The following is a 19,506-nucleotide window of genomic DNA, read 5'->3' on the forward strand; positions in this document are numbered from 1 at the left end:
TGCTGAATTTGGAGGTAAAACGATGAACATGGACGCCCGTAAAGGCCTTCAGCGCGAAATGCAGTTGGCCCAGCACATCAAGGAAATGGCCGAATTGATTGATCAAACCGAGCGCCTGCACTTGGTGGCCGGTCTGATGCATCACTGGGGAGAGCAGCGCAGGCAGCTTGGGCTTGGAGCAAGCATCGGCAGCCAAATGGGTACGATCATGGAATGGAAGGGATCGGCGCCACGCACCGGTGCCTCTGGTGCACGAATACTGGTATCAGGCGCAGGCCTGGACCATGCCGCTGCCGAAGTCGATGCGGCGGTGGCTGAATTAGCCCGCCGTGACGAACGTGGAGCAACGCTGGCCAAGCTGGCCGAGCTGAGGTACATGGAGCTGGCCACCATCAGGGCGCAGATGCGGGAGGTCGGGCTTGGCGAGCACGCCGACCGTACCTATCGGAACTGGGTGAAGGCGCTGCATCTACAGGTCTTCTCTGTACTTGCCGCCCGCGCAGGCCGCGTCCGACAACAGACCGTTCGTCGGGTGGGGATGCGACTTGCATGCAACATGAATGACAGATAGTCACCACATTGCGACGTACCGAAAATAGGCTCTTTTCGGTTTTTCCGGTGACCTGTAAAAAGTCCTCACGATATCAAAAGTGCGCTTAGGCGCTTTCCCCCATAAGCACTGTGTTGTGCAACCGGCCCCGACCTATCGGTGCATCGAGAACCCTGCCCACTGGCGGGGTTTTCTTTTTCCGGCACTTTGCTTTGCCAACGAGGCTTGAATGAACAGCGAGCAACAAGCGTTAGCCGAACTGCCGATCTGGATGGTGATTGTGCTGTCCCTAGTCGGCGGTGTTTCGGGAGAAATGTGGCGGGCCGACAAGGCGGGCGCTCGCGGGTGGGGGCTGGTTCGCCGGTTGGCACTGCGGTCTGGTGCCTGCGTCACCTGCGGGCTGTCGACCAACATGCTGCTGTACGCCCTCGGTGTTTCGGTGTGGGCGGCGGCAGCGGTCGGTTGCCTGACCGCGATGGCCGGCGCCGATGTGGCGATCAATCTGTATGAGCGCTGGGCCGCCAAGCGGTTGGGCATCGAGCAGGCGCCGCCACAGGCCGGAGAGCCGGGGCAGTGAGACGACCGGCAGCCCCGGTGGTGCCGGGGACCCTGGCAACCTGGCCGGGGTACGGGACTGGGAACCCGCGGTTCTTCGTTAGCGGGAGGTTCACCAGCTTAGTGAACTGCGGTGAACTGGTTAACCCCTTGGATTCATTGGGTGAACTGGACATTTTGCAATGACATACCTGACGAAATCGGAATTCGCCGCCAGGCGCGGATGGTCAAAATCCTATGTTTCCAAGCTGGCCAGCCAGGATCGGCTGGTGCTCACCGAAGGTGGCAAAGTTGATGTCGAGGCGACAGAGGCGCTGCTAGCCGAGTCGGCTGACCCCAGCAAAGCGGCCGTCACGGCCCGGCATGAGGAAAACCGAATTGACCGAGATGTCCGCAGCCAACTCCTGCCGGTCAGTGACACTCCTGCGGTGCAGCCAGCGGTTCAGCAACCAGGCAAGGGGTTGGATTTCCAGAAGGCGAGGGCACACCGCGAGTTCTATCTCGCCCAACTGGCGGAGGCCGAATTCAACAAGGTGCAAGGCAACCTGGTCGAGCGCAAGTCTGTGGAGGATGCAGCCTTTACGGCTGGTCGCACACTTCGCGACCTGGTGTTCGGCCTTGCACCCCAGCTTGCTGCAGAGCTGACCGGGATGAACGATTCTTGGGAAATCGAAAAGCACCTCAACGGCGCCTTTCGCCAAGTCTTCGAAGACGCGGCGAAGATGAGCGACGCCGATCTTGAACAAGCCATGACACAGAGCTGAGCCTATGCCCACCGGATACGCGGACGGTGCCAAGGTGTACCGCGAAGCGTATGGCCGTGGGCTGAAGCCCGACCCCGAATTGTGGGTGGACGAATGGGCTGACGAGTACATGCGCATCCCGCGTGATACTGGTGCAGCCGAGCCCGGCAAATACCGCACGGCGCGGACGCCGTATGCCCGTGAACCTATGCGCTGCCTATCACCAGCGCATCCCTGCAAGCGCGTCATAACCATGGTCGCCTCGCAGCTGATGAAAACTCAGATCGCCTTGAACTGGATCGGGGCGCTGATCCATATGTCTCCCTCGAACATCCTGACGTTGCTGCCAAGCCTCGCCCTGGCCAAGCGGGTATCAGCACGGATCGGGAAGACCATCGCCGCTACGCCAGAGCTGAAAGCGCGAGTAGCGACCTCCCGTTCACGGGATGCACGTAACACCATGGACACCAAGGAGTTCGAAGGCGGCACGCTGTACGCCACCACGGCTGGCTCGGCCTCCAACCTTGCAGAGCTGGCCGCACGATTCATCTACGGCGACGAGATCGACCGGTGGGACGTCGACGTCGATGAAGAGGGGGACCCAGTTGACCTGGCTGAAACCCGGGGAAGTACCTTTGGCCGGAATGCCAAGTTCTATTTCTCCAGTTCGCCCACTATCAAAGGTGCATCGCGGATATCTGACCTGTTCGAGATGAGTGACCAGCGGTACTACTACGTCCCGTGCCCGACCTGCGGTCACATGCAGGTATTGGAGTGGGAGAACCTGCTTTATTCAGCCGATTTCCAGACAGTCCACTACAGGTGTTCATCTGGCGATTGTGATGTGCTGATCGAGGAACACTACAAGGGCGAGATGCTCGCCAAGGGTGAGTGGCGCTCGACCACCCAGGGCGATGGGGAAACGGTTGGTTTCCACCTCAATGCTTTGTATGCCCCGCTCGGTTGGACCTCATGGGCTGATCTGGCCAAGCAGTTCGAGAAGGCCAAGCGCGCCCAGGACCGGGGTGACCTTGAACCCATGCAGGTGTTCTACAACACCCGTCTGGCGAAGGTTTGGGACAGCGCGGTCGAGCAGACCAAAGCTGAGGTGCTGCAGGCGAGGGCGCTGCAAGAGGACTACGTTCTAGGCACCTTGCCAGTTGGGGCACTCGCATTGACCGCCGCCGTTGACGTACAGGCCAACCGCCTGGAACTGATGACAATGGCCTGGGGGGCCGGGATGGAGCGCTGGGTGGTTGATCACCAGGTTATCCCAGGTGATCCGGCTGATGAGCGTACTTGGGAATTACTGGATGAACGTCTAAAGGTCCGGTACCGGCACCCCTGTGGTGTGAGCCTGGGGATCCTGGCCACTGGCATCGACTCCGGCGGTCATCACACGCATGAGGTGTATCAGTTCACACGCGTACGCCGCTGGCGCAACGTGTTCGCGCTCAAGGGCGCGAGCAAGCCGGGGCGCCCTGTGATCGCTCAGCGGCCGTCCCAGGTGGATGTCACCTGGAAGGGGCAAACGGAACGCAACGGCGCGGAGTTGTGGATCGTCGGTACCGACACGGCCAAGGACTGGATCTACAACCGCTACAGCTTTGAGAAGGGGCCTGGTGCGCTGCACTTCGCCAAAGACCTGCCGGATGAATTCTTCAAGCAGTGTGTGGCCGAGCGGAAGATTGCCCGTTACGTAAAGGGCTACAAGCGAATCGAGTGGGTAAAAGGCAAGGCCGACCGCAACGAAGCGCTCGACCTGATGGTGTACAACTTGGCCATGGCCAACTTTCTCGGCCTTCACCGCTACGGCGAGCAGGACTGGGACAGGCTGCGGCAGGCGCTCGCTCAGGCCAACTTGTTCGAGCAAGGCGAACCGGAGCCAGCCCGGCCCCAGGCCAGTGAGCCTGATGACGACCTGGATAACGAAGTCGAGTCGCCGGGTTCCGCGCCTGTTCCAGTCAAGCGCAACGATCCCCCACCACCACCGCCGGCTCCGCGAGCCGCACCCCAACCCACGCAACGCCGCAGCTCCAGCAGCGGCTATCTCAAGAGACGCTGACATGGCATATACAAAGGCCCACCTCGACGCGGTCGAGCGGGCGATTGCGCGTGGTGAAAAGACCGTCCGGTACACCGACCGCACCGTTGAGTACCGCACGGTTGACGAGCTGATCCGGGCTCGTGACCTGATCCGCACTGAGCTAACTGCCGCTGCCGGGCCCCGGTCCCGGGTGATCCGCATTTATCACGGGGGTAAGGGGCTTTGAGCGGACGATACCTATCCCTTGGGCGTTCGGGAATTTTGGTGCCTGAGCGTATCAAGGCCAGCTATGAAGGCGCTGCAGAGGGGCGGCGCTCATCAGGGTGGGACGCGCCGGACACCGGCGCAAACAGCCTGATCATGCCCGCGTTGAGGAACCTGCGATCACGCTCGCGCAGTGCAGTGCGCAATGATCCCTATGCCGCCAACGTCATTGATAAGCGCGTCAGCAATCTGATCGGCACTGGGATCACACCGCACCCGCGATTGCTGGACAAGGCGGTGCGCAAGGCAATGCAGGAACTGTGGGAGGACTGGGTGGATGAAGCTGATGCCGATCAACTCACCGACTTTTACGGCTTGCAAGCACTCGTAGCGCGCACCGTCGAACAGTCAGGTGAGTGCTTCATTCGCCTGCGTCCACGCAGACCGGAAGATGGCTACGCGGTACCGTTGCAGCTGCAGTGTCTGGCGCCAGAATTCATTCCCCATGACAAGTTCGAGCTGACCCGTTCTGGCAATGTGGTCAGGGCGGGCATCGAGTTCAACGGTATTGGCCGTCGTGTGGCGTACTGGTGCCATCGCAACCATCCCAGCGATAAGTCATCGCTCAATGCGGGCTACAACCAGCTGGTGCGGATTCCAGCAGAGCAGATGCTGCATGTTTTCGAGCCTTTGGAGCCTGGACAGCTGCGCGGAGTGCCGCGTTTGGCGCCGGTCCTCAAGCGATTGCGCAGCCTGGACAACTTCGACGATGCGGTGCTGTTCCGGCAGGAGGTCGCCAACCTGTTCGCGGGTTTCGTCCGCAAGCCGGCCCCCGATGGGGCACCTCAACTCGACATGGTCACAGGGGCGCCGGTCAAGTTCGACCGGGATGCCTTCACGCCTATGGTAGGCCTGGAGCCCGGGACGATGCAGGAGCTGCTCCCTGGGGAACAGGTGGAGTTCTCGGCCCCCCCGGATGCCGGCAACAACTACCCCGACTTCATGAGGCAGCAGCTGATGGCGGCGGCCGCCGGGTCGGGGCTTCCCTACGAGCTGATGACCGGTGACATGCAGGGCGTGAACGACCGGGCGATCCGCGTGGTGCTGAACGAGTTTCGGCGGCGCCTTGAGCAGCTTCAGTTCCAAGTGTATGTCCACCAGCTTTGTCGTCCAGTACGCAAAGCCTGGTTGGACATGGCCGTGCTCGCCGGGGCTTTGGAGCTACCGGACTACTCCCAGCGCCGGCGTGAGTATCAGCGTACCCGCTGGGTGCCGCAGGGTTGGGCCTATATCCACCCGGTTCAAGACGTCCAGTCACGCAGTATGGAAATCGCTGCGGGGTTCGCATCGCGCAGCGAAGTTTGTCTGCGCAACGGGACCGACTCAGAGGTGGTGGACGAAGAGAACGCCGCCGACATTGCTCGGGCCAAGGCCCTGGGCCTCAACTACAGAAGCCTGCCGGTCATTGAGGATGATCCTGATGAACCCGGCGAAAAGGGGAAGACATGAAACCGTTGATGCCGTTTCGCATCTTCAACAAGGCGCCCTCGGTGCCGAAAGTCGAAGATCAGCATTGGTACAAGATCACTGCAGCCGTGAAGGAGGAGGGCGCTGATGGAGGTGAGCCCACTCCCATCGAAGTCTACGTTTATGGCGAGATTGGCGGGTGGGGTATTACCGCAAACCAATTTATTCAGGACTTGAAAGCGGTCGACGATGGCGTGTCGCCGGTCGTGGTGGCTTTCAACACCAACGGTGGCGACCTATTCGAAGGGCTTGCCATCCACAATGCGCTGAGCCGCCTGGGCGAGCGCTGTACGGGCCGAGTCGATGCACTGGCGGCAAGCGCTGGCAGCGTAGCGGTATGCGGCGCACATCGGGTGGTGATGGCATCGAACGCAATCCTGATGATCCACAACCCATACACCTGGGCGGGTGGGGATGCAGAGGAATTGCGACGTGTAGCCGATGTGCTCGATCAGGCGTTCGAAGTGATCATCGCAGCCTACAAGGCCAAAGCACCTGATATCGATGAAGCTGAATTGCGCCGTATGGTCAACGATGAAACCTGGCTCACCGCCCAGGAGGCGCTCGAACTCGGTTTGGCTGATGAGGTTGGAAATGGCCTTCAGGTACGGGCCTGCCTTGGCCAAGGCAACGCCATGGCGCGGTACCGAAACACTCCCCAGACGCTACTGGACCAGCTGGCAAGCAGCTTGGAACCATCCGCAGACGATCCGGCAACGCCGCTTGAACTCCCAGCGCCAAGTCCCGGTGATGCCACAGCGCTTGCCTTGATGATCACGCAAGCCTGTGCGAAAGCGGGGATCAGCAACCTGGTTGAGCCTCTGATTGCCTCGACCAAACTGATCAATCCGAGCGAGGTGCAGGCCGCTTTGAATCGCGCCAAGGATGTACACGGGCTCTGCGTAGCAGCTCGGTTGCCAGAGCTTACCGCTGAGTTCGTGATGGCCGGGCTGGAGCCCGATGCGGTGCGGGCGCGGTTGTTCGAGAAGGTGGTCGGCTCAGGCAAGGGAATCGAGATCGACAACAGCCTCCCCCCGGCCGATGACGAACCAGAGAAAGTCAGGGCCCAACTACCCAACCCCTCCAGCATTTGGGCTGCCCGCCGGCAAGCCGCCAACAGAGGAGCACGACCATGAGCAGCATCCAACAAGAACCGGTTCACGCCGGGGAATTCCTGCTTTCCGAAGGACCGGGCAAAATTTCCCGAGAAGCCATCAACGTAGCCGCTGGCTCGGCACTGGTCGCCGGCCAGCTGCTCGGTCTAGTCACCGCAAGCGGTGAATTCAACGCCTACAACCCTGCTGCGGAAGACGGCAGTGAAAAGGCCGTCTGTATTCTCTATGCATCCTTGGGCGAGTCCGACATTACCCGGCGCGGCCGCGCAGTGGTTCGCCTTGCCGAGGTGCATGAGACTCTGCTGACAGGTGTAGACGCGGATGCCGAACAAGCCTTAGCCGCGCACTTCATCATATTGCGCTGAACCTGTTACCTCATTTCTCTCAACCCCGCCTAGAGCGGGGTTCTTACTTTCTGGAGTACTTCATGGCTGACATTGCCATTTTTCAAGACGACGCTTTCAGTGTTGCGGCCCTCACCGCAGCTATTAACGATCAGGAATATCTCCCAGGTCGCCTTGCCGCACTTGGTCTGTTTCAAGAGGAGGGGGTTGCTACCCTGACTGTGCAGATCGAGAAGGACGGTGACACCCTTGCGCTGGTGCCTGCCGGCGAGCGCGGCACTTCCGGCCTGGTAGTCGGGGGCAGCAAGCGCACTCTGATCCCGTTCAACACGGTCCACTTGCCGCAGCGCTTTGCTATCAAGGCGGACGAAATCCAAGGTATCCGCGCTTTTGGCAGCCTGACCGAGCTGCAGGCTGTGCAGGATGTGGTGAACAAACGCCTGGCCAAAGCAAAGCGTCAGCTGGATGCCACCCACGAGTTTCACCGCATGGGGGCAATCAACGGCAAAGTGCTGGATGCTGATGGTTCCTTAGTGCTGCTGGATATCTTCAAGGTATTTGGTGTGTCCCAGCAGAAGCTGGCGATGGGGCTGAACGATGCGAATGTGAATGTCCAGGTTCAGTGTGTGGAAGCGCTGGACATGCAAGAAGACGCGCTCGGTAACGTCACCACCACAGGCGCCCGTGCCTTCTGTGGCAAGAACTATTGGAAGAAGCTGATTGCCCATCAGTCGGTGGTCGAGACTTACAAAGGTAGCCAGCAGGCCGCTGCGCTGCGTGGCGATGGCCGCGAAACGTTCGACTTCGGTGGCATCACCTGGGAGCGCTACCGGGGCAAGGTATCGGGTGTTCCGTTTGTGCCTGACGACGAAGCTCGTCTGGTACCAGAAGGTGTCTCAGACCTATTCCTGTCTATCTATGCCCCTGCGGACTACATGGAAACGGTCAACACCGAAGGGCTGCCGTATTACAGCAAGATCGAGGAAATGAAGTTCGGCAAGGGGGTTGAGGGCGAAGCACAGTCCAACCCATTACACATCTGCACCCGCCCGCGTGCTGTCATCCGCCTGACGATCTGATCATGGCTTTCCGTGACCTGGTCGACGACGTGGATGAGGCGATCTTTGACGTGCTGGGCGATCCGGCTGAGATCGATGGTCGTCCGGTTCTCGGGATGTTTTCGGCGCCTTGGTTGCAACCCAAGCTCGGCCAGATCAGAACAGCGCTTCGCGAGCCGCATCTGGTTATCCGCGTTGGCGACAACGCAGGTGTCGAGGTCAAGCAAAGGGTCGTGATCGATCTGCCGGCCGAGGACGGTGGCGGGACGTACACAATCGCTGGCAGTGAGCCTGGTGGCGATGGACTTGTAACGCTGATCTTGAGGAAAGCGCTATGAGTGTAGGCAGCTATTTCAAGCAGGCATCCAACAGCGGTTTGATCACGCTGCAATTGGATCCCGCCGGGGTGGATGTATTCGATCAATTCACTCGGCAATTCCCCAAAGCCGCTCACGCAGCCCAGCGAAGGGCAATCAACAAGACACTGCGCTGGCTGCGGACTCACATCGCTCGTGCGGTTGGTCAGCAGCAGCGCATCGCTATTGCGGCAGTGAGGCAACGGCTCAGGGCGTTTCCTGTGTCGGGAAGCGGTCGCGGGAAGCTGTGGTTTGGTATCAATGCCATCGAGGCCAGCCGTGCGGGGCGGCCACGCCAAACACGCACAGGGGTGTCAGTGGCGGGCCGTAAATATGAAGGCGCGTTCTTCAAGACGGTATACGGAGGCAAGCCAGATATATGGATCCGCACAGCCAGTAGACACTTCGATGCGGATGACTACCCGGATAGCGAGGTATCAGGCCGCGGCGGTCACCGATCCGGCTGGATCTCTGAAAACGACAGCCGCTTCCCGTTGGCCAAGGCCAAGATTTCCCTGGCGGACGTCCGGCCCCACTTTGAGGAGTGGACCGGGCGCGCTCACCAGCGCTTGGTGGTTGTGATGGAGCAGGAGTTGAACTTCGAACTGCAGAAATACCTACGGAGAACCGGCAATGGTCGATGACCCCATCCCGCTCGCTCAGGTCTACGCGGCCATGGAAGAGCACATCAGGCAGGCCATTCCGGGCCTGCAGTACGTTGGAACCATGCCAAGCGGTATTGAGGTGGTACCGCCGCCTGCTGTGGTGCTGGAACTGGCCGGGTTTGAAAATGCCGACAAGGATCCTGGTACCGGTGAAGTTGCGGTAGAGGCTCGATTCGAAGCGCGGGTGCTTGTTCCGGGAGAGGAAGACAACTGTTTGCATGTTGCGGCTTTCGTTGCAGCACAGCTGACGGTGCTTTTGCGTATGCAGTCCTGGGGCTTGGCTGTGGAGTTCGCTGAGTTCGTGCGTGCAGAGCGAGACTGGAGCCGGCCGGAGCTGGACAGCTTTGCCGTATGGGTTGTCGAATGGACGCAGGTCATTTATCTCGGTGAAGAAGAATGGCCCTGGTCCCTAGAGCCCGGCCCGCTGGTCGTCGCGTTCGATCCAGACACCGGCCCAGGTAATGAGCATCACTACGTCGCGCCGGAGGCCTTGGTTTGACGTACGCAACCGCGCAACATGACCGCATGTTGTCGTGCATGGTGATCCCCTGCCGGGTGGTGGCCGTTGACCTGGCGGCTGCCATGGTGCGCGTTTCCGATGGCAGCGGCTGGACCAGTGCCTGGGTCCGCTGGCATGCCCAGGCTGCCGGCAAGGCCCGCCATTGGCGTGCGCCCAGTCTGAACGAGCAGGGCGCGCTCATCAGCCCAAGCGGCGAGCCCGCCCAAGGCACGTTTGTGCCTGGGCTCTACGGCAACGCCGGTGCGCAGCCGGATAACCGTGAGCACGTAGAGGTATGGCGTTTCGATGACGGCGGCTCGCTGGTCTACGACTGGCAGGCAAAGAGCTACACCATCACGCTTCCGAGCGGCACGGTTGCTTTAAAGGTGGCCGGCAGTGAAGTGGTGGTGACCGATAACGCTATTACAGCCAAAGCCGCAGCCATCACCCTGACCGGCCCTGTGACAATCAACGGAGAGTTGAGCGTAACGGGGGACATTTTAGGTGGTGCGCGAATCATCGACACCGCTGGCAACACGCCAAATCACAAACACTAACAGCCCGCTCTAGCGGGCTTTTTCATCTCTGGAGCATCCCATGGGAACCAAGAAAGCTCCCGCTGCGCCCAGTGCGCCGGCGGCGCTGATCTATCGCGACAAAACCTACGCGCAGCGCTCGCTATTCATGCCCAACGGCCGCGAGCTGAAAGTGCAGCGCGGCCGCCTGGTTGTCCAGCCCGACGACGACGAGGCGCGCCAGTATCTGGACGCGCGGCGAGACTTCGAGGCGTTGAGCCAGGAGGTGTAACCCATGATCGGAATGGACCGCCGAACGGGTAAGCCGCTGTCGGGCCTGGCCCATCTGCGGCAGTCCATTGAGGACATTCTGACCACGCCCCTGGGCTCTAGGCGCATGCGCCCGGACTACGGGAGCACCATTCGCCGTTACGTCGACCTGCCGGTGAATGAGGGCTGGAAAAGCGCCGTACAGGCCGAAGTGGCACGCGCCTTGGGGCGTTGGGAGCCCCGTCTGCAGCTGGAGCGGGTCAAGGTGGTTTCGGTCGTCGGCGGGCAAATCACCCTGCAGCTGACCGGCAAGTACCTGGGCGACGACACGGTACTGGAGATAAGTGCATGACCATTGACTTAACGGCGCTGCCGGCGCCGGCAGTGCTTGAGGCGCTGGATTTCGAGGAAACGTATCAGGCCGAGCTGGCGACCTACCGCCAGTTGATGGAGGACGACGGGCAAGAGTGGTCCGCGCCGCTGGAAAGCGACCCGGTCACCAAGCTGATCGAGCTTGGCAGCTATCGGCGCTTGCTCAACCGGGCGCGGGTCAACGATGCCAGCAAGGCGCTGCTGCTGGCCTACGCCAAAGGCACCGACCTTGATCAGCTGGCGGCAAACGTCAACCTCAAACGTCTGGTCATCCAGGCCGAGGATTTAGCCGCGGTGCCGCCGGTACCGGCGGTGATGGAGGAAGACGACGCGCTTCGCGAGCGTGTGCAACTGGTGTATGAGGGCCTGACCACGGCCGGGCCGCGTAACAGCTACATTTTGCACGCCCGTAACGCCTCGGGCCTGGTGGCCGATGCCACGGCCGAAAGTCCGTCGCCGGCGGTGGTGGTTGTCACCGTGCTGTCGCTGGAAGGTAACGGCGCGGCCCCCGCCGATCTGCTCGCAACCGTTGCAGCGCAGCTCAATGACGACGACGTGCGGCCGGTAGCGGATCGGGTCATAGTGCAGAGCGCGCAGATACTGCCGTACAAGGTCGATGCCAAGGTCTACATGGTCAGCAACGGCCCTGAGAATGAGGCGATTCTGGCGACGTGCCGCGAGCGCCTGCAGGCTTGGATTAACCCCCGGCGCCGGCTGGGGGTTGAGGTGGCCAGGTCCGGGGTTGACGCCCAGTTGCACATCAACGGGGTTTCACGGGTTGAGCTGACCGCCTGGACGGATATCAAGCCCACCAAGGCGCAGGCAGCGTGGTGTACAGGCATCAACGTACTGCGGGGTACGTGATGACCAGCCTACTCCCCAACAACGCTACGCCGCTTGAGCGGGCCGTGGAGGGCGCCGGGACCGAAACCACGGCCATTACGCTGCGCACGCTGTACAACCCGGACACTTGCCCAGCGCACCTGCTGTACCAGCTTGCATGGGCCTGGTCTGTCGACCGCTGGGACGATGGATGGTCGGAGGCGGTTAAACGCTCGGTCATCAAGTCCTCGTTTTACATCCACAAGCACAAGGGAACCATCGGCGCGCTGCGCCGCGTGGTGGAGCCGTTCGGCTACCTGATTGAGGTGGTCGAGTGGTGGAACATGGCCCCGGCGGGCGTGCCTGGCACGTTCGCGCTCAAGGTCGGGGTATCTGATTCGGGTATCAGCGACGACACCTACCGGGAATTGTCGGCGCTGCTCGATGACGCCCGGCCCGTGAGTCGGCACATGGTCGGCCTGGAAATCAGCCTTGAAGCCAATGGCCGGTTCTACTTCGGTGCAAGCCTTAGTGAAGGCGACATTCTTAGCGTGTACCCGCCCATGCAGCGTGACATTGAAGTCATCGGCGTGATTGGGCGCGGGGGTCGCGAAACCACAATTGACACTCTGGAAATCGGATATGGCGGATAAGAACACGCAGTTCTACGCGATCCTCACGAACATCGGCGCGGCTAAGCAGGCCAACGCCGACGCGCTGGGCATCCCGTGGAAGATCACGCAAATGGGGGTTGGCGATGCCAACGGCGCCGAGCCCACCCCGAACGCAACGCAGAAGACGCTGATCAACGAGTGGCGCCGTGCACCGCTGAATCAGTTGAAGGTCGACGACAACGACCCGTCAATCATCGTGGCCGAGCAAGTCATACCGGCCGACATTGGCGGTAAGTGGATTCGGGAAATCGGTCTGTACGACGAGGCCGGCGACCTGGTGGCTGTGGCCAACTGCGCGCCGACCTACAAGCCGCTACTGTCACAGGGCTCGGGACGCACCCAGGTGTTGCGCATGAGCCTGGTGGTGAGCAACGCGGCAAGCGTCCAACTCAAGATCGACCCAAGCGTTGTGCTGGCCACACGTGAATGGGTCACCGAAGAACTGAGCCGCCAGGACTTCAAGCACTCGGTGCTTGTGGCCACCACTGCCGGCATCAACCTGTCGGGCCTGCAGACGATTGACGGCGTGACGCTGACAGCCGGGGCGCGGGTGCTGGTGAAGAACCAAGCGACGGCCAAGGAAAACGGTATTTACACCGTGGTATCGGGCGGCGCGTGGAAGCGCTCTACCGATGCCGACACTACTGCCAAGGTGACCCCTGGGCTGTTGGTGTTGGTTGAGTCAGGCATGGTCAACGGTGACAGCGGTTGGCAGCTGGTCACGGATGCGCCCATTGCCCTGGGCGTTACGGCGCTGTCATTTGAAATGGCCTTCGGACGCACGGGTGTGAACGCCGGCACGTACAAAAGCGTGCAGGTCGATAAGTACGGCCGCGTGGTTTCCGCGACAAACCCGACCACCGTTGCGGGCTATGGTATTACCGACGTTTATACCAAGTCGGAAACCTACAGCCGAAGCGAAATCGCCAAGGCTATTGCCGATTCGGTGACAACGGCGGTAAACGGTTTGGTCGACTCGGCGCCGGGTGCTCTGGACACGCTCAAAGAGCTGGCCACCGCAATTGGCAATGACCCGAACTTTGCGGCCAGCATGGTCAATGAGCTGTCCAAAAAGGCCAATCTGATATCGCCAAAGTTCTCCGGCTCACCTGAGACGCCGACGCCGTCTGCAAGCAGCACCGGCTTGCAGATTGCGAACATGAGCGCCTTGGCTACTGCCGTGGCTGCTTCGGCGCGTCAGTTCAAGACCGCAGTTATTGGTGTGAGCACAAACACCACACTGACAGCCGCGCAGATGGGCAACGCTGTGCAGTTTAACGGCGGCGCTGTGACCTTGGCGTTGCCATCGGTTGCCGACGTTGGCAATGGCGCCTCGGTAATGCTGCGCAACCCATCGGCCACGGCGACGCAGAACATCGTGGTGGCGTCTTCGGGCTCAATTGTGGATGCAGGCACCACGGGTGGTTCGTTCGCTCTTAAACCCTTGGAATGGGCCGAACTGGCGTCTTCTGGTTCGGCCTGGTTCGTTGTAGGGCGTGGCAAACTGAAAGAGGTGGCTGAGCTTGATTCGCCCGTATTCACCGGCTCGCCGGAAGTGCCAACAGCCCCGCTGGGGTCGGTCAACAAGCTGATTGCCAATATGGCGGCGGTCGCGGCTGCGTTTCAGGCCTTCGGGTTGGGAACGACTATCGGCGTCACGATTCCTGATTTTGATGGCGTAACCGAATCGGGCTTGTATCGAGCAGAGGGCACCGCTAAGAACTCGCCATTCCCCAATGCGTCCATGGCGCTGCTCCACATCCAGTTCAATCAAACCGGTTGTTTCCAGCTGGCGGCGGGATGCAGTAGCAACATTAGCAATGCCCGCCTTTTCTGGCGTACAAAAGCTGGCGGCTCCTGGGCTGACTGGCAAACTGTGGCGCGCCTTGACTCGCCAGGCTTTACCGGCACACCGACTGCACCGACCGCCGCGCTTGGCACCAACTCGTCGCAAATCTCGACCATGGCGGCGCTGCTACAGGCAGTGAATGCGTTTAAGCGCAGCTACAGCGGCAACGTGGTAGGCGTCGGGGCGGATATCACCTTGGCCGGTGCGCAGACGGGTTATGCCTTCAACGCGACGGCGCCCGTTACCATAACGCTGCCGGCCTCAAGCGAGGCGGGATCGGGCGGCACGTTTGTGATTCGCAACGTGAGTTCGGGCGTGGTCACCGTTGCTACAACGAGCGGGAAAGTCTTCGAGAAGAACAACACCGTGGCCGCTGCAGCCATCCAGCCCGGTGAATGGATCGAGCTGCAGGCGTCCACCACCAACTACTTTATCAACCAGCGGGGCACGCTCAACGAGATTGGTAAGGTCATTTCGGATGCCATGGCCTCGTTCGGCATTGGCGGCTACAACGTCAAGTCAGGGGTTGATATCAACACCTTGACTCAAGGTGGGCTCGCGTACTGCATCAACCCAACCAACAGCCCGGTTGGTACTGACGGGCAGTCGAGTGCCAACGGTTATTTGCTGTCGTTCCAATACATGGACGGCACCACGTACTGCGCTCAGGTGTTTATCCCTTCGTTGGTGGGCGCCTCGCTCGACACGATGCATTTCCGCCGGATGACGGCAGGTAATTGGGGCGCATGGAACACCCTGGCCACTACCGGCTTTGTAGAGCTGGCATTGAAAGCGGTGGGCCTTGGAACCAACGTGGCGCCGTTGTGTGCAGACGTTGACGCGCAGGCCACAAGTGGGTTCTTTTATGTGGCAACTAAGTTGTCAGCAAACATGCCCCTTGAAAGCAATGGTTTCCTTCTGCAATTCCCGTGGAATGGAAACTCTGCCGCGCTGCAAATCTATGTAGCCGCTTCGGTGGACAAGTTCATGTATCGCGCCAAGAGTTCCGGCAACTGGCGCCCCTGGAAAGACATTCCGTCGCTAGATGGCGTCATCGGCGCTATCAACAACAGTTCTCGCAGTTTCCGAACGCAAGCGGCCACGGGCATTGCGCAGAGCCTCACGCTCAACACCACTACTCATATGGGTTCGCTGCTGCAGTTCAACGCCGACGGGCTAACTGTGACGCTGCCAGTCTCAACGGGCGTAGCAGATGGCACGGTGGTCACGTTGCGCAACCCGCGAGCATCGGCACAGACCCTGGCGGCATCTTCTGGGGGGATCGTTGAAGAAGGTGGCACAGCCAGCAAGATGACCTTACAGCCCTATGAATGGGTTGAGCTGACGTCTTCAAGCACAGTGTGGTTTGTGAGTGCTCGCGGCAAGGTCAAGGAAGCGGCGACGGTAGATCAGTTGCAGGAGGCTGTTCAGCCGCTCGCGCCGCTGAACAGTCCGGCCTTAACCGGTAAGCCAACGGCGCCGACGCAAAAGGTCAATGATGCGTCGAAGTTGTTGGCGACTACCGAGTTTGTGGAGTTGTCCAAGCGCAATTACTCGGGGCCTGTATTGGGTTTCAGTTCCAGCATGAGCCTGAGTGTGGCGCAGTCGGGGCGGTTGTATCAGGCGAACGCCAATAACCTGACCGTGACACTGCCCGCAGCGGTTGACGCGGCTGGGGGCACGGCTTACGCCTTCCGCAACCCCAGCGGCGGCACGCTTTCAATCAAGGCCGCCAGCGGCAGTATTGTCTCTGATGTCACCCTGGGCACGTTGGTGCTGCAGTCCGGCGAGTACGTCGAACTGGTGAGCAATACCAACACCGGTTGGTTCGTGTCTTCGCGGGGCAAGTTGGCCGAATCGCCTACGGTCGATGCAATGAATGCCGCCGTTACGGCTGCCGCGCCGCCAGGCCAGGTCGCGTACTTTGCGTGCGAAAGCCCGCCAACAGGGTGGTTGAAACGTAATGGCGCCGCATACTCGCGCACTGCGTATCCGGCGCTGTTTGCTGAAATCGGTACTAAGTTTGGCGCCGGCAACGGCACCACCACATTCAACGTACCGGATGACCGTGAGTTGATGGACAAGGCTTGGACTGATGGCCTAAACGCCGCAGACCCCGGCCGCGTCCTTTTCTCGACCCAGGCCGGGCAAATTGAGTCACACAATCACACCGGATACACCAACAGTGCCGGCGCCCACTCACACACCATGCAGTTCATTCGGGAGCGCATCACCTCGGGATATGTTCCCGATGGCGGAAACGCCGTGTTCGGCGATCAAGAGAGCGACGGTGTGCAAACGCTTACATCTTCTACAGGTGGCGTCCATAACCACACCCTGAACATTGGCAACACTGGCGGAACTGAAAACCGCGTGGCCAACCGGGCCTATCTGGCCTGCATCAAGTATTGAGGTATTTATGACCGACGAAAGTACGGACCTGCTGGAGCAGCAGGAAGTCGTCGCCCCGGAGGAACTGCCGGAAGTTGTAGACCTGCGCCCCTGGTGGCAGCGTGAAGGCGTTCAAGCGCCGCAGGTCTGCAATGTGCACCGTGGTACCGGTGAGTTCCTGGGCGTGTGTGTGGCTGATCCAAGCCCGCTAGAGCCTGATGTGTGGGCGTTTCCGGCTTACGGCTACCCCATTGCGCCACCTGATGTGCAGGCTGGCTTTGCTGCGCTGATCAACCGTGACGCCAGCGGCTGGGAAATTGTCGCTGACCACCGCGGTGCGACGGTCTACAGCACCGAGACGGGCGAGCCGCGCCAGTGGCTGGCCCTGGGCGATCTGCCCGAGGGTTACACGCTGCAGGCGCCGGAATCGGAGTTCGACACCTGGCAGGGTGACAAGTGGGCGCCCGATGAAGGGGCTATTGCTGAGGCGGCGCGTCAAGCGGCCTACCTCAAGCAGCAGCTGGCCAACCAGTACGCCACGGCGCGCATCAGCACGCTGCAGGATGCCGTATCCATGGACATGGCCACCGAGGCCGAGGCCGAAGCGCTCAAGGCGTGGAAGGTCTACCGCGTTGAGCTGAACCGCCTGGATATCACCACCACTGCGCCGGCCGATGACGATTGGCCAGGCAGTCCCAACGACGAAGCGCTGGCCGTGTGGCTGGCTTCGCAAACCCACTAAGCGCCCCGCACTGACGGGGCGTTTTCTTTTCCGCTGTACCTCAAAGCCCCGCACGCGGGGCTTTCTCATATCTGGAGAATGGATTTATGAGTGGTTTTTTCCACGGCGTTACCGTAACGAACGTCGATACCGGCGCCCGCAGCATTGCCCTGCCGTCGTCCTCGATCATCGGCCTGGTCGACACCTTCACCCCAGGGCCTGGCGCGGTCGCTACCCCGACCGCCAAGGAAAACGACCTGGTGCTGATCACCAGCGAGCGCGAAGCGGTAGCCGCGTTCGGCGCTGATGCGGCCATTACCAAGGCCTGCCGTGCGATCTACCAGCGCGCCAAAGCCGTCATTGTCGCCTGCGGCGTGACCAAGCTGAGCGACCCTGCCGAGCAAACATCGGCCATCATCGGCGGCGAGCTGGCCAACGGCAGCCGTACTGGCCTGCAGGCGCTGCGCGACGGTAAAAGCCGGTTCAACGCCCAGCCCCGTCTGTTGGTAGCGCCCAAGCACAGTGCTACCCAAGCGGTAGGCACGGCGCTGGTAGGGCTGGCTGACAAGTTGCGCGGGCTGGCCATCATCGACGGCCCAGGCACAACCGACGAGGCAGCCATTGCCTACGCGGCCAGCTTCGGCTCGAAACGCGCATTCATGGTCGACCCCGGTGTGCAGTATTGGGATACCAGCAAAAGCGCCACGGTCGATGCGCCTGGCTCGGCCTGGGTGGCCGGCCTGTTCGCCTGGACCGACAGCGAATACGGCTTCTGGGCCTCGCCGTCCAACAAGGAGTTCGTGGGCATCACCGGCACGACCCGTCCTATCGAGTTCCTCGACGGTGACGAAACCTGCCGGGCCAACCTGCTCAACAACGCCAATATCGCGACCATCATTCGCGACGACGGTTACCGCCTGTGGGGTAACCGCACCTTGTCGAGCGATCCGAAATGGGCGTTTGTCACCCGCGTGCGAACGCTCGACATCGTCATGGACGCTATCCAGGCAGGGCACAAATGGGCGGTAGACCGCTCGATCACGGCTACCTACGTCAAGGACGTAACCGAGGGCCTGCAGAACTTCATGCGCGACCTGAAAGCTCAGGGCGCAATCATCAACTTTGAAGTGTACGCCGACCCTGAGCTGAACACGGCCAGCCAGCTGGGGCAGGGCAAGGTGTATTGGAACATCCGCTTTACCGATGTGCCGCCTGCCGAAAACCCCAATTTCCGCGTTGAAGTCACTGATCAGTGGCTGACCGAAGTCCTCGACACCGCCGCTTAAGGAGCAACACCACCATGGCAATGATTCCCGAAACCCTGGCCAACCTGAACTTGTTCGTGGACGGCATCAGCTTCCAGGGCGATGTACCCAGCCTGACCCTGCCGAAACTCACGCTCAAGATGGAAGAACACCGCCCCGGCGGTATGGACATGCCCGTCGAGCTGGACATGGGCATGGAGAAACAAGAAGCCAGCTTCACCACCACCGGCGTGCGCCGTGAGGCGTTGAACCACTTCGGCCTGGCCGATGGCACCGCGTTCAACGGCACGTTCCGTGGCGCCTTCAAGGGCCTGAAAGGCGCCATCAAGCCGGTTGCCGTCACCCTGCGGGGCTCACTGAAAGAAATCGACATGGGCGACTGGAAGGCCGGCGACAAGGCCGAAATCAAGCACGCCGTGGCGCTGACCTTCTACAAGCTCGAAGTAGACGGCCGTGTTGTGTACGAAATCGACGCGCTTGGCATGCGCCGCGTTATCAACGGCGTTGACCAGCTGGCTGCCCAGCGCCAGGCCCTGGGCCTGTAATCCCCCTCACAAACTCAAGGAAACCGAACAATGACCAAGCCACTGCCGAAATACCTGACCCTGACCGACGCCGGTATTACCGTGCGCCTGAGCCGTCCCACGGACATGAACGGGATGCAAACTGACTCCATCCACCTGCGTGCGCCGACTGTGCGTGACGTACGTTCGGCGTCGACCACGGCCGCCGGCGATGAGGAACAAGCCGAACTGAACCTGTTCGCCAGCCTGGCGGAGGTCGGCGCCAAGGACCTGGAAGGCCTGGCACTCAAGGATTACACCCGCCTGCAGGCTGGTTACTTTCGCCTGGTGCAGGACGACGAAGTTTGACCCAAGGGTGCAAAAGGGGCTGGCCAAGCGGCTGGCCGCTGAGCTGGGTTTCTCGTCCGGCGAAATCATGACCATGCCATGGTCCGACATGG

The 19,506-nt window shown here is 60.9% G+C and carries 22 protein-coding genes and 1 pseudogene; all 23 read left to right on the forward strand.

Annotated features, from left to right (window positions below; genetic code table 11):
- The first annotated feature begins 22 nt into the window (after nt 1–22).
- The 23 genes and pseudogenes from PFU01S_RS14200 (at nt 23) to PFU01S_RS14310 (ending at nt 19,414) form a co-directional block, all read left to right on the forward strand.
- A complete protein-coding gene (locus tag PFU01S_RS14200; RefSeq protein ID WP_050437998.1) occupies nt 23–571 on the forward strand; it encodes a hypothetical protein in 549 nt (182 codons plus the stop codon).
- Nucleotides 572–779: 208 nt separating this feature from the next.
- Nucleotides 780–1,127: a phage holin family protein gene (locus tag PFU01S_RS14205; protein WP_028687345.1), complete on the forward strand. Its 348-nt coding sequence runs from the start codon at nt 780–782 to the stop codon at nt 1,125–1,127.
- Between the two features lie 160 nt (nt 1,128–1,287).
- Complete coding sequence (locus tag PFU01S_RS14210) at nt 1,288–1,869, forward strand: hypothetical protein (RefSeq protein ID WP_028687344.1); 582 nt, start codon at nt 1,288–1,290, stop codon at nt 1,867–1,869.
- A gap of 4 nt (nt 1,870–1,873) precedes the next feature.
- On the forward strand, nt 1,874–3,913 hold the full coding sequence (locus PFU01S_RS14215; protein WP_028687343.1) for a phage terminase large subunit family protein: 2,040 nt from the start codon (nt 1,874–1,876) through the stop codon (nt 3,911–3,913).
- 1 nt (nt 3,914) lies between these two features.
- The gene (locus PFU01S_RS14220) at nt 3,915–4,121 is read left to right on the forward strand and encodes a phage head-tail joining protein (protein ID WP_028687342.1); all 207 of its coding nucleotides are present in this window, start codon (nt 3,915–3,917) and stop codon (nt 4,119–4,121) included.
- Nucleotides 4,118–5,608: a phage portal protein gene (locus PFU01S_RS14225; protein WP_028687341.1), complete on the forward strand. Its 1,491-nt coding sequence runs from the start codon at nt 4,118–4,120 to the stop codon at nt 5,606–5,608. Before PFU01S_RS14220 ends, PFU01S_RS14225 begins: the two co-directional genes overlap by 4 nt.
- Nucleotides 5,605–6,762: a head maturation protease, ClpP-related gene (locus PFU01S_RS14230; protein ID WP_028687340.1), complete on the forward strand. Its 1,158-nt coding sequence runs from the start codon at nt 5,605–5,607 to the stop codon at nt 6,760–6,762. Before PFU01S_RS14225 ends, PFU01S_RS14230 begins: the two co-directional genes overlap by 4 nt.
- On the forward strand, nt 6,759–7,106 hold the full coding sequence (locus PFU01S_RS14235; protein ID WP_028687339.1) for a head decoration protein: 348 nt from the start codon (nt 6,759–6,761) through the stop codon (nt 7,104–7,106). Before PFU01S_RS14230 ends, PFU01S_RS14235 begins: the two co-directional genes overlap by 4 nt.
- Nucleotides 7,107–7,168: 62 nt before the next feature.
- On the forward strand, nt 7,169–8,164 hold the full coding sequence (locus tag PFU01S_RS14240; RefSeq protein ID WP_028687338.1) for a major capsid protein: 996 nt from the start codon (nt 7,169–7,171) through the stop codon (nt 8,162–8,164).
- Nucleotides 8,165–8,166: 2 nt separating this feature from the next.
- Nucleotides 8,167–8,481, forward strand: a complete 315-nt coding sequence (locus PFU01S_RS14245) for a head-tail joining protein (RefSeq protein WP_028687337.1) — start codon at nt 8,167–8,169, stop codon at nt 8,479–8,481.
- Nucleotides 8,478–9,143 carry a hypothetical protein gene (locus PFU01S_RS14250; RefSeq protein ID WP_028687336.1) on the forward strand — a complete coding sequence of 222 codons (666 nt, stop codon included), beginning with the start codon at nt 8,478–8,480 and terminating at the stop codon, nt 9,141–9,143. The genes PFU01S_RS14245 and PFU01S_RS14250 overlap by 4 nt, the downstream gene beginning before the upstream one ends.
- Entirely contained in the window at nt 9,133–9,663 is a 531-nt protein-coding gene (locus PFU01S_RS14255) for a hypothetical protein (RefSeq protein WP_028687335.1), read from the forward strand. The genes PFU01S_RS14250 and PFU01S_RS14255 overlap by 11 nt, the downstream gene beginning before the upstream one ends.
- Nucleotides 9,660–10,220, forward strand: coding sequence for a phage baseplate assembly protein V (locus tag PFU01S_RS14260; protein WP_028687334.1), 561 nt, complete (start codon nt 9,660–9,662; stop codon nt 10,218–10,220). The genes PFU01S_RS14255 and PFU01S_RS14260 overlap by 4 nt, the downstream gene beginning before the upstream one ends.
- A gap of 40 nt (nt 10,221–10,260) precedes the next feature.
- Complete coding sequence (locus PFU01S_RS14265) at nt 10,261–10,470, forward strand: hypothetical protein (RefSeq protein ID WP_033736937.1); 210 nt, start codon at nt 10,261–10,263, stop codon at nt 10,468–10,470.
- Between the two features lie 3 nt (nt 10,471–10,473).
- Complete coding sequence (locus PFU01S_RS14270) at nt 10,474–10,800, forward strand: GPW/gp25 family protein (RefSeq protein WP_028687333.1); 327 nt, start codon at nt 10,474–10,476, stop codon at nt 10,798–10,800.
- A complete protein-coding gene (locus PFU01S_RS14275) occupies nt 10,797–11,684 on the forward strand; it encodes a baseplate assembly protein (RefSeq protein WP_028687332.1) in 888 nt (295 codons plus the stop codon). Before PFU01S_RS14270 ends, PFU01S_RS14275 begins: the two co-directional genes overlap by 4 nt.
- Nucleotides 11,684–12,295 carry a phage tail protein I gene (locus tag PFU01S_RS14280; protein WP_028687331.1) on the forward strand — a complete coding sequence of 204 codons (612 nt, stop codon included), beginning with the start codon at nt 11,684–11,686 and terminating at the stop codon, nt 12,293–12,295. Before PFU01S_RS14275 ends, PFU01S_RS14280 begins: the two co-directional genes overlap by 1 nt.
- Nucleotides 12,285–13,082 (forward strand): annotated as a pseudogene (locus PFU01S_RS22935) (phage tail protein); the annotation flags it as partial. The gene PFU01S_RS14280 and the pseudogene PFU01S_RS22935, both read left to right, overlap by 11 nt.
- Before the next feature lie 2,958 nt (nt 13,083–16,040).
- Complete coding sequence (locus tag PFU01S_RS22940) at nt 16,041–16,577, forward strand: tail fiber protein (protein ID WP_439646144.1); 537 nt, start codon at nt 16,041–16,043, stop codon at nt 16,575–16,577.
- A 7-nt stretch (nt 16,578–16,584) separates the two neighbouring features.
- Nucleotides 16,585–17,298, forward strand: coding sequence for a tail fiber assembly protein (locus tag PFU01S_RS14295; protein WP_081783950.1), 714 nt, complete (start codon nt 16,585–16,587; stop codon nt 17,296–17,298).
- 86 nt (nt 17,299–17,384) lie between these two features.
- On the forward strand, nt 17,385–18,563 hold the full coding sequence (locus PFU01S_RS14300; protein ID WP_028687330.1) for a phage tail sheath subtilisin-like domain-containing protein: 1,179 nt from the start codon (nt 17,385–17,387) through the stop codon (nt 18,561–18,563).
- A gap of 14 nt (nt 18,564–18,577) precedes the next feature.
- Nucleotides 18,578–19,087 (forward strand): phage major tail tube protein, encoded by a 510-nt coding sequence (locus tag PFU01S_RS14305; RefSeq protein ID WP_033736936.1) that lies wholly within the window; start codon nt 18,578–18,580, stop codon nt 19,085–19,087.
- A gap of 30 nt (nt 19,088–19,117) precedes the next feature.
- Nucleotides 19,118–19,414 carry a phage tail assembly protein gene (locus PFU01S_RS14310; RefSeq protein ID WP_028687328.1) on the forward strand — a complete coding sequence of 99 codons (297 nt, stop codon included), beginning with the start codon at nt 19,118–19,120 and terminating at the stop codon, nt 19,412–19,414.
- Nucleotides 19,415–19,506 lie beyond the last annotated feature (92 nt).

The organism is Pseudomonas fulva NBRC 16637 = DSM 17717 (genome assembly GCF_000730565.1).
GTDB lineage: Bacteria > Pseudomonadota > Gammaproteobacteria > Pseudomonadales > Pseudomonadaceae > Aquipseudomonas > Aquipseudomonas fulva.

Bases quoted from the DNA above. Each gene is read 5' to 3' on its own strand.
- PFU01S_RS14200 (WP_050437998.1), top strand. From the start codon at position 23: ATGAACATGGACGCCCGTAAAGGCCTTCAGCGCGAAATGCAGTTGGCC.
- PFU01S_RS14205 (WP_028687345.1), top strand. From the start codon at position 780: ATGAACAGCGAGCAACAAGCGTTAGCCGAACTGCCGATCTGGATGGTG.
- PFU01S_RS14210 (WP_028687344.1), top strand. From the start codon at position 1,288: ATGACATACCTGACGAAATCGGAATTCGCCGCCAGGCGCGGATGGTCA.
- PFU01S_RS14215 (WP_028687343.1), top strand. From the start codon at position 1,874: ATGCCCACCGGATACGCGGACGGTGCCAAGGTGTACCGCGAAGCGTAT.
- PFU01S_RS14220 (WP_028687342.1), top strand. From the start codon at position 3,915: ATGGCATATACAAAGGCCCACCTCGACGCGGTCGAGCGGGCGATTGCG.
- PFU01S_RS14230 (WP_028687340.1), top strand. From the start codon at position 5,605: ATGAAACCGTTGATGCCGTTTCGCATCTTCAACAAGGCGCCCTCGGTG.
- PFU01S_RS14235 (WP_028687339.1), top strand. From the start codon at position 6,759: ATGAGCAGCATCCAACAAGAACCGGTTCACGCCGGGGAATTCCTGCTT.
- PFU01S_RS14240 (WP_028687338.1), top strand. From the start codon at position 7,169: ATGGCTGACATTGCCATTTTTCAAGACGACGCTTTCAGTGTTGCGGCC.
- PFU01S_RS14245 (WP_028687337.1), top strand. From the start codon at position 8,167: ATGGCTTTCCGTGACCTGGTCGACGACGTGGATGAGGCGATCTTTGAC.
- PFU01S_RS14250 (WP_028687336.1), top strand. From the start codon at position 8,478: ATGAGTGTAGGCAGCTATTTCAAGCAGGCATCCAACAGCGGTTTGATC.
- PFU01S_RS14255 (WP_028687335.1), top strand. From the start codon at position 9,133: ATGGTCGATGACCCCATCCCGCTCGCTCAGGTCTACGCGGCCATGGAA.
- PFU01S_RS14265 (WP_033736937.1), top strand. From the start codon at position 10,261: ATGGGAACCAAGAAAGCTCCCGCTGCGCCCAGTGCGCCGGCGGCGCTG.
- PFU01S_RS14270 (WP_028687333.1), top strand. From the start codon at position 10,474: ATGATCGGAATGGACCGCCGAACGGGTAAGCCGCTGTCGGGCCTGGCC.
- PFU01S_RS14275 (WP_028687332.1), top strand. From the start codon at position 10,797: ATGACCATTGACTTAACGGCGCTGCCGGCGCCGGCAGTGCTTGAGGCG.
- PFU01S_RS14280 (WP_028687331.1), top strand. From the start codon at position 11,684: ATGACCAGCCTACTCCCCAACAACGCTACGCCGCTTGAGCGGGCCGTG.
- PFU01S_RS22940 (WP_439646144.1), top strand. From the start codon at position 16,041: ATGAATGCCGCCGTTACGGCTGCCGCGCCGCCAGGCCAGGTCGCGTAC.
- PFU01S_RS14295 (WP_081783950.1), top strand. From the start codon at position 16,585: ATGACCGACGAAAGTACGGACCTGCTGGAGCAGCAGGAAGTCGTCGCC.
- PFU01S_RS14300 (WP_028687330.1), top strand. From the start codon at position 17,385: ATGAGTGGTTTTTTCCACGGCGTTACCGTAACGAACGTCGATACCGGC.
- PFU01S_RS14305 (WP_033736936.1), top strand. From the start codon at position 18,578: ATGGCAATGATTCCCGAAACCCTGGCCAACCTGAACTTGTTCGTGGAC.
- PFU01S_RS14310 (WP_028687328.1), top strand. From the start codon at position 19,118: ATGACCAAGCCACTGCCGAAATACCTGACCCTGACCGACGCCGGTATT.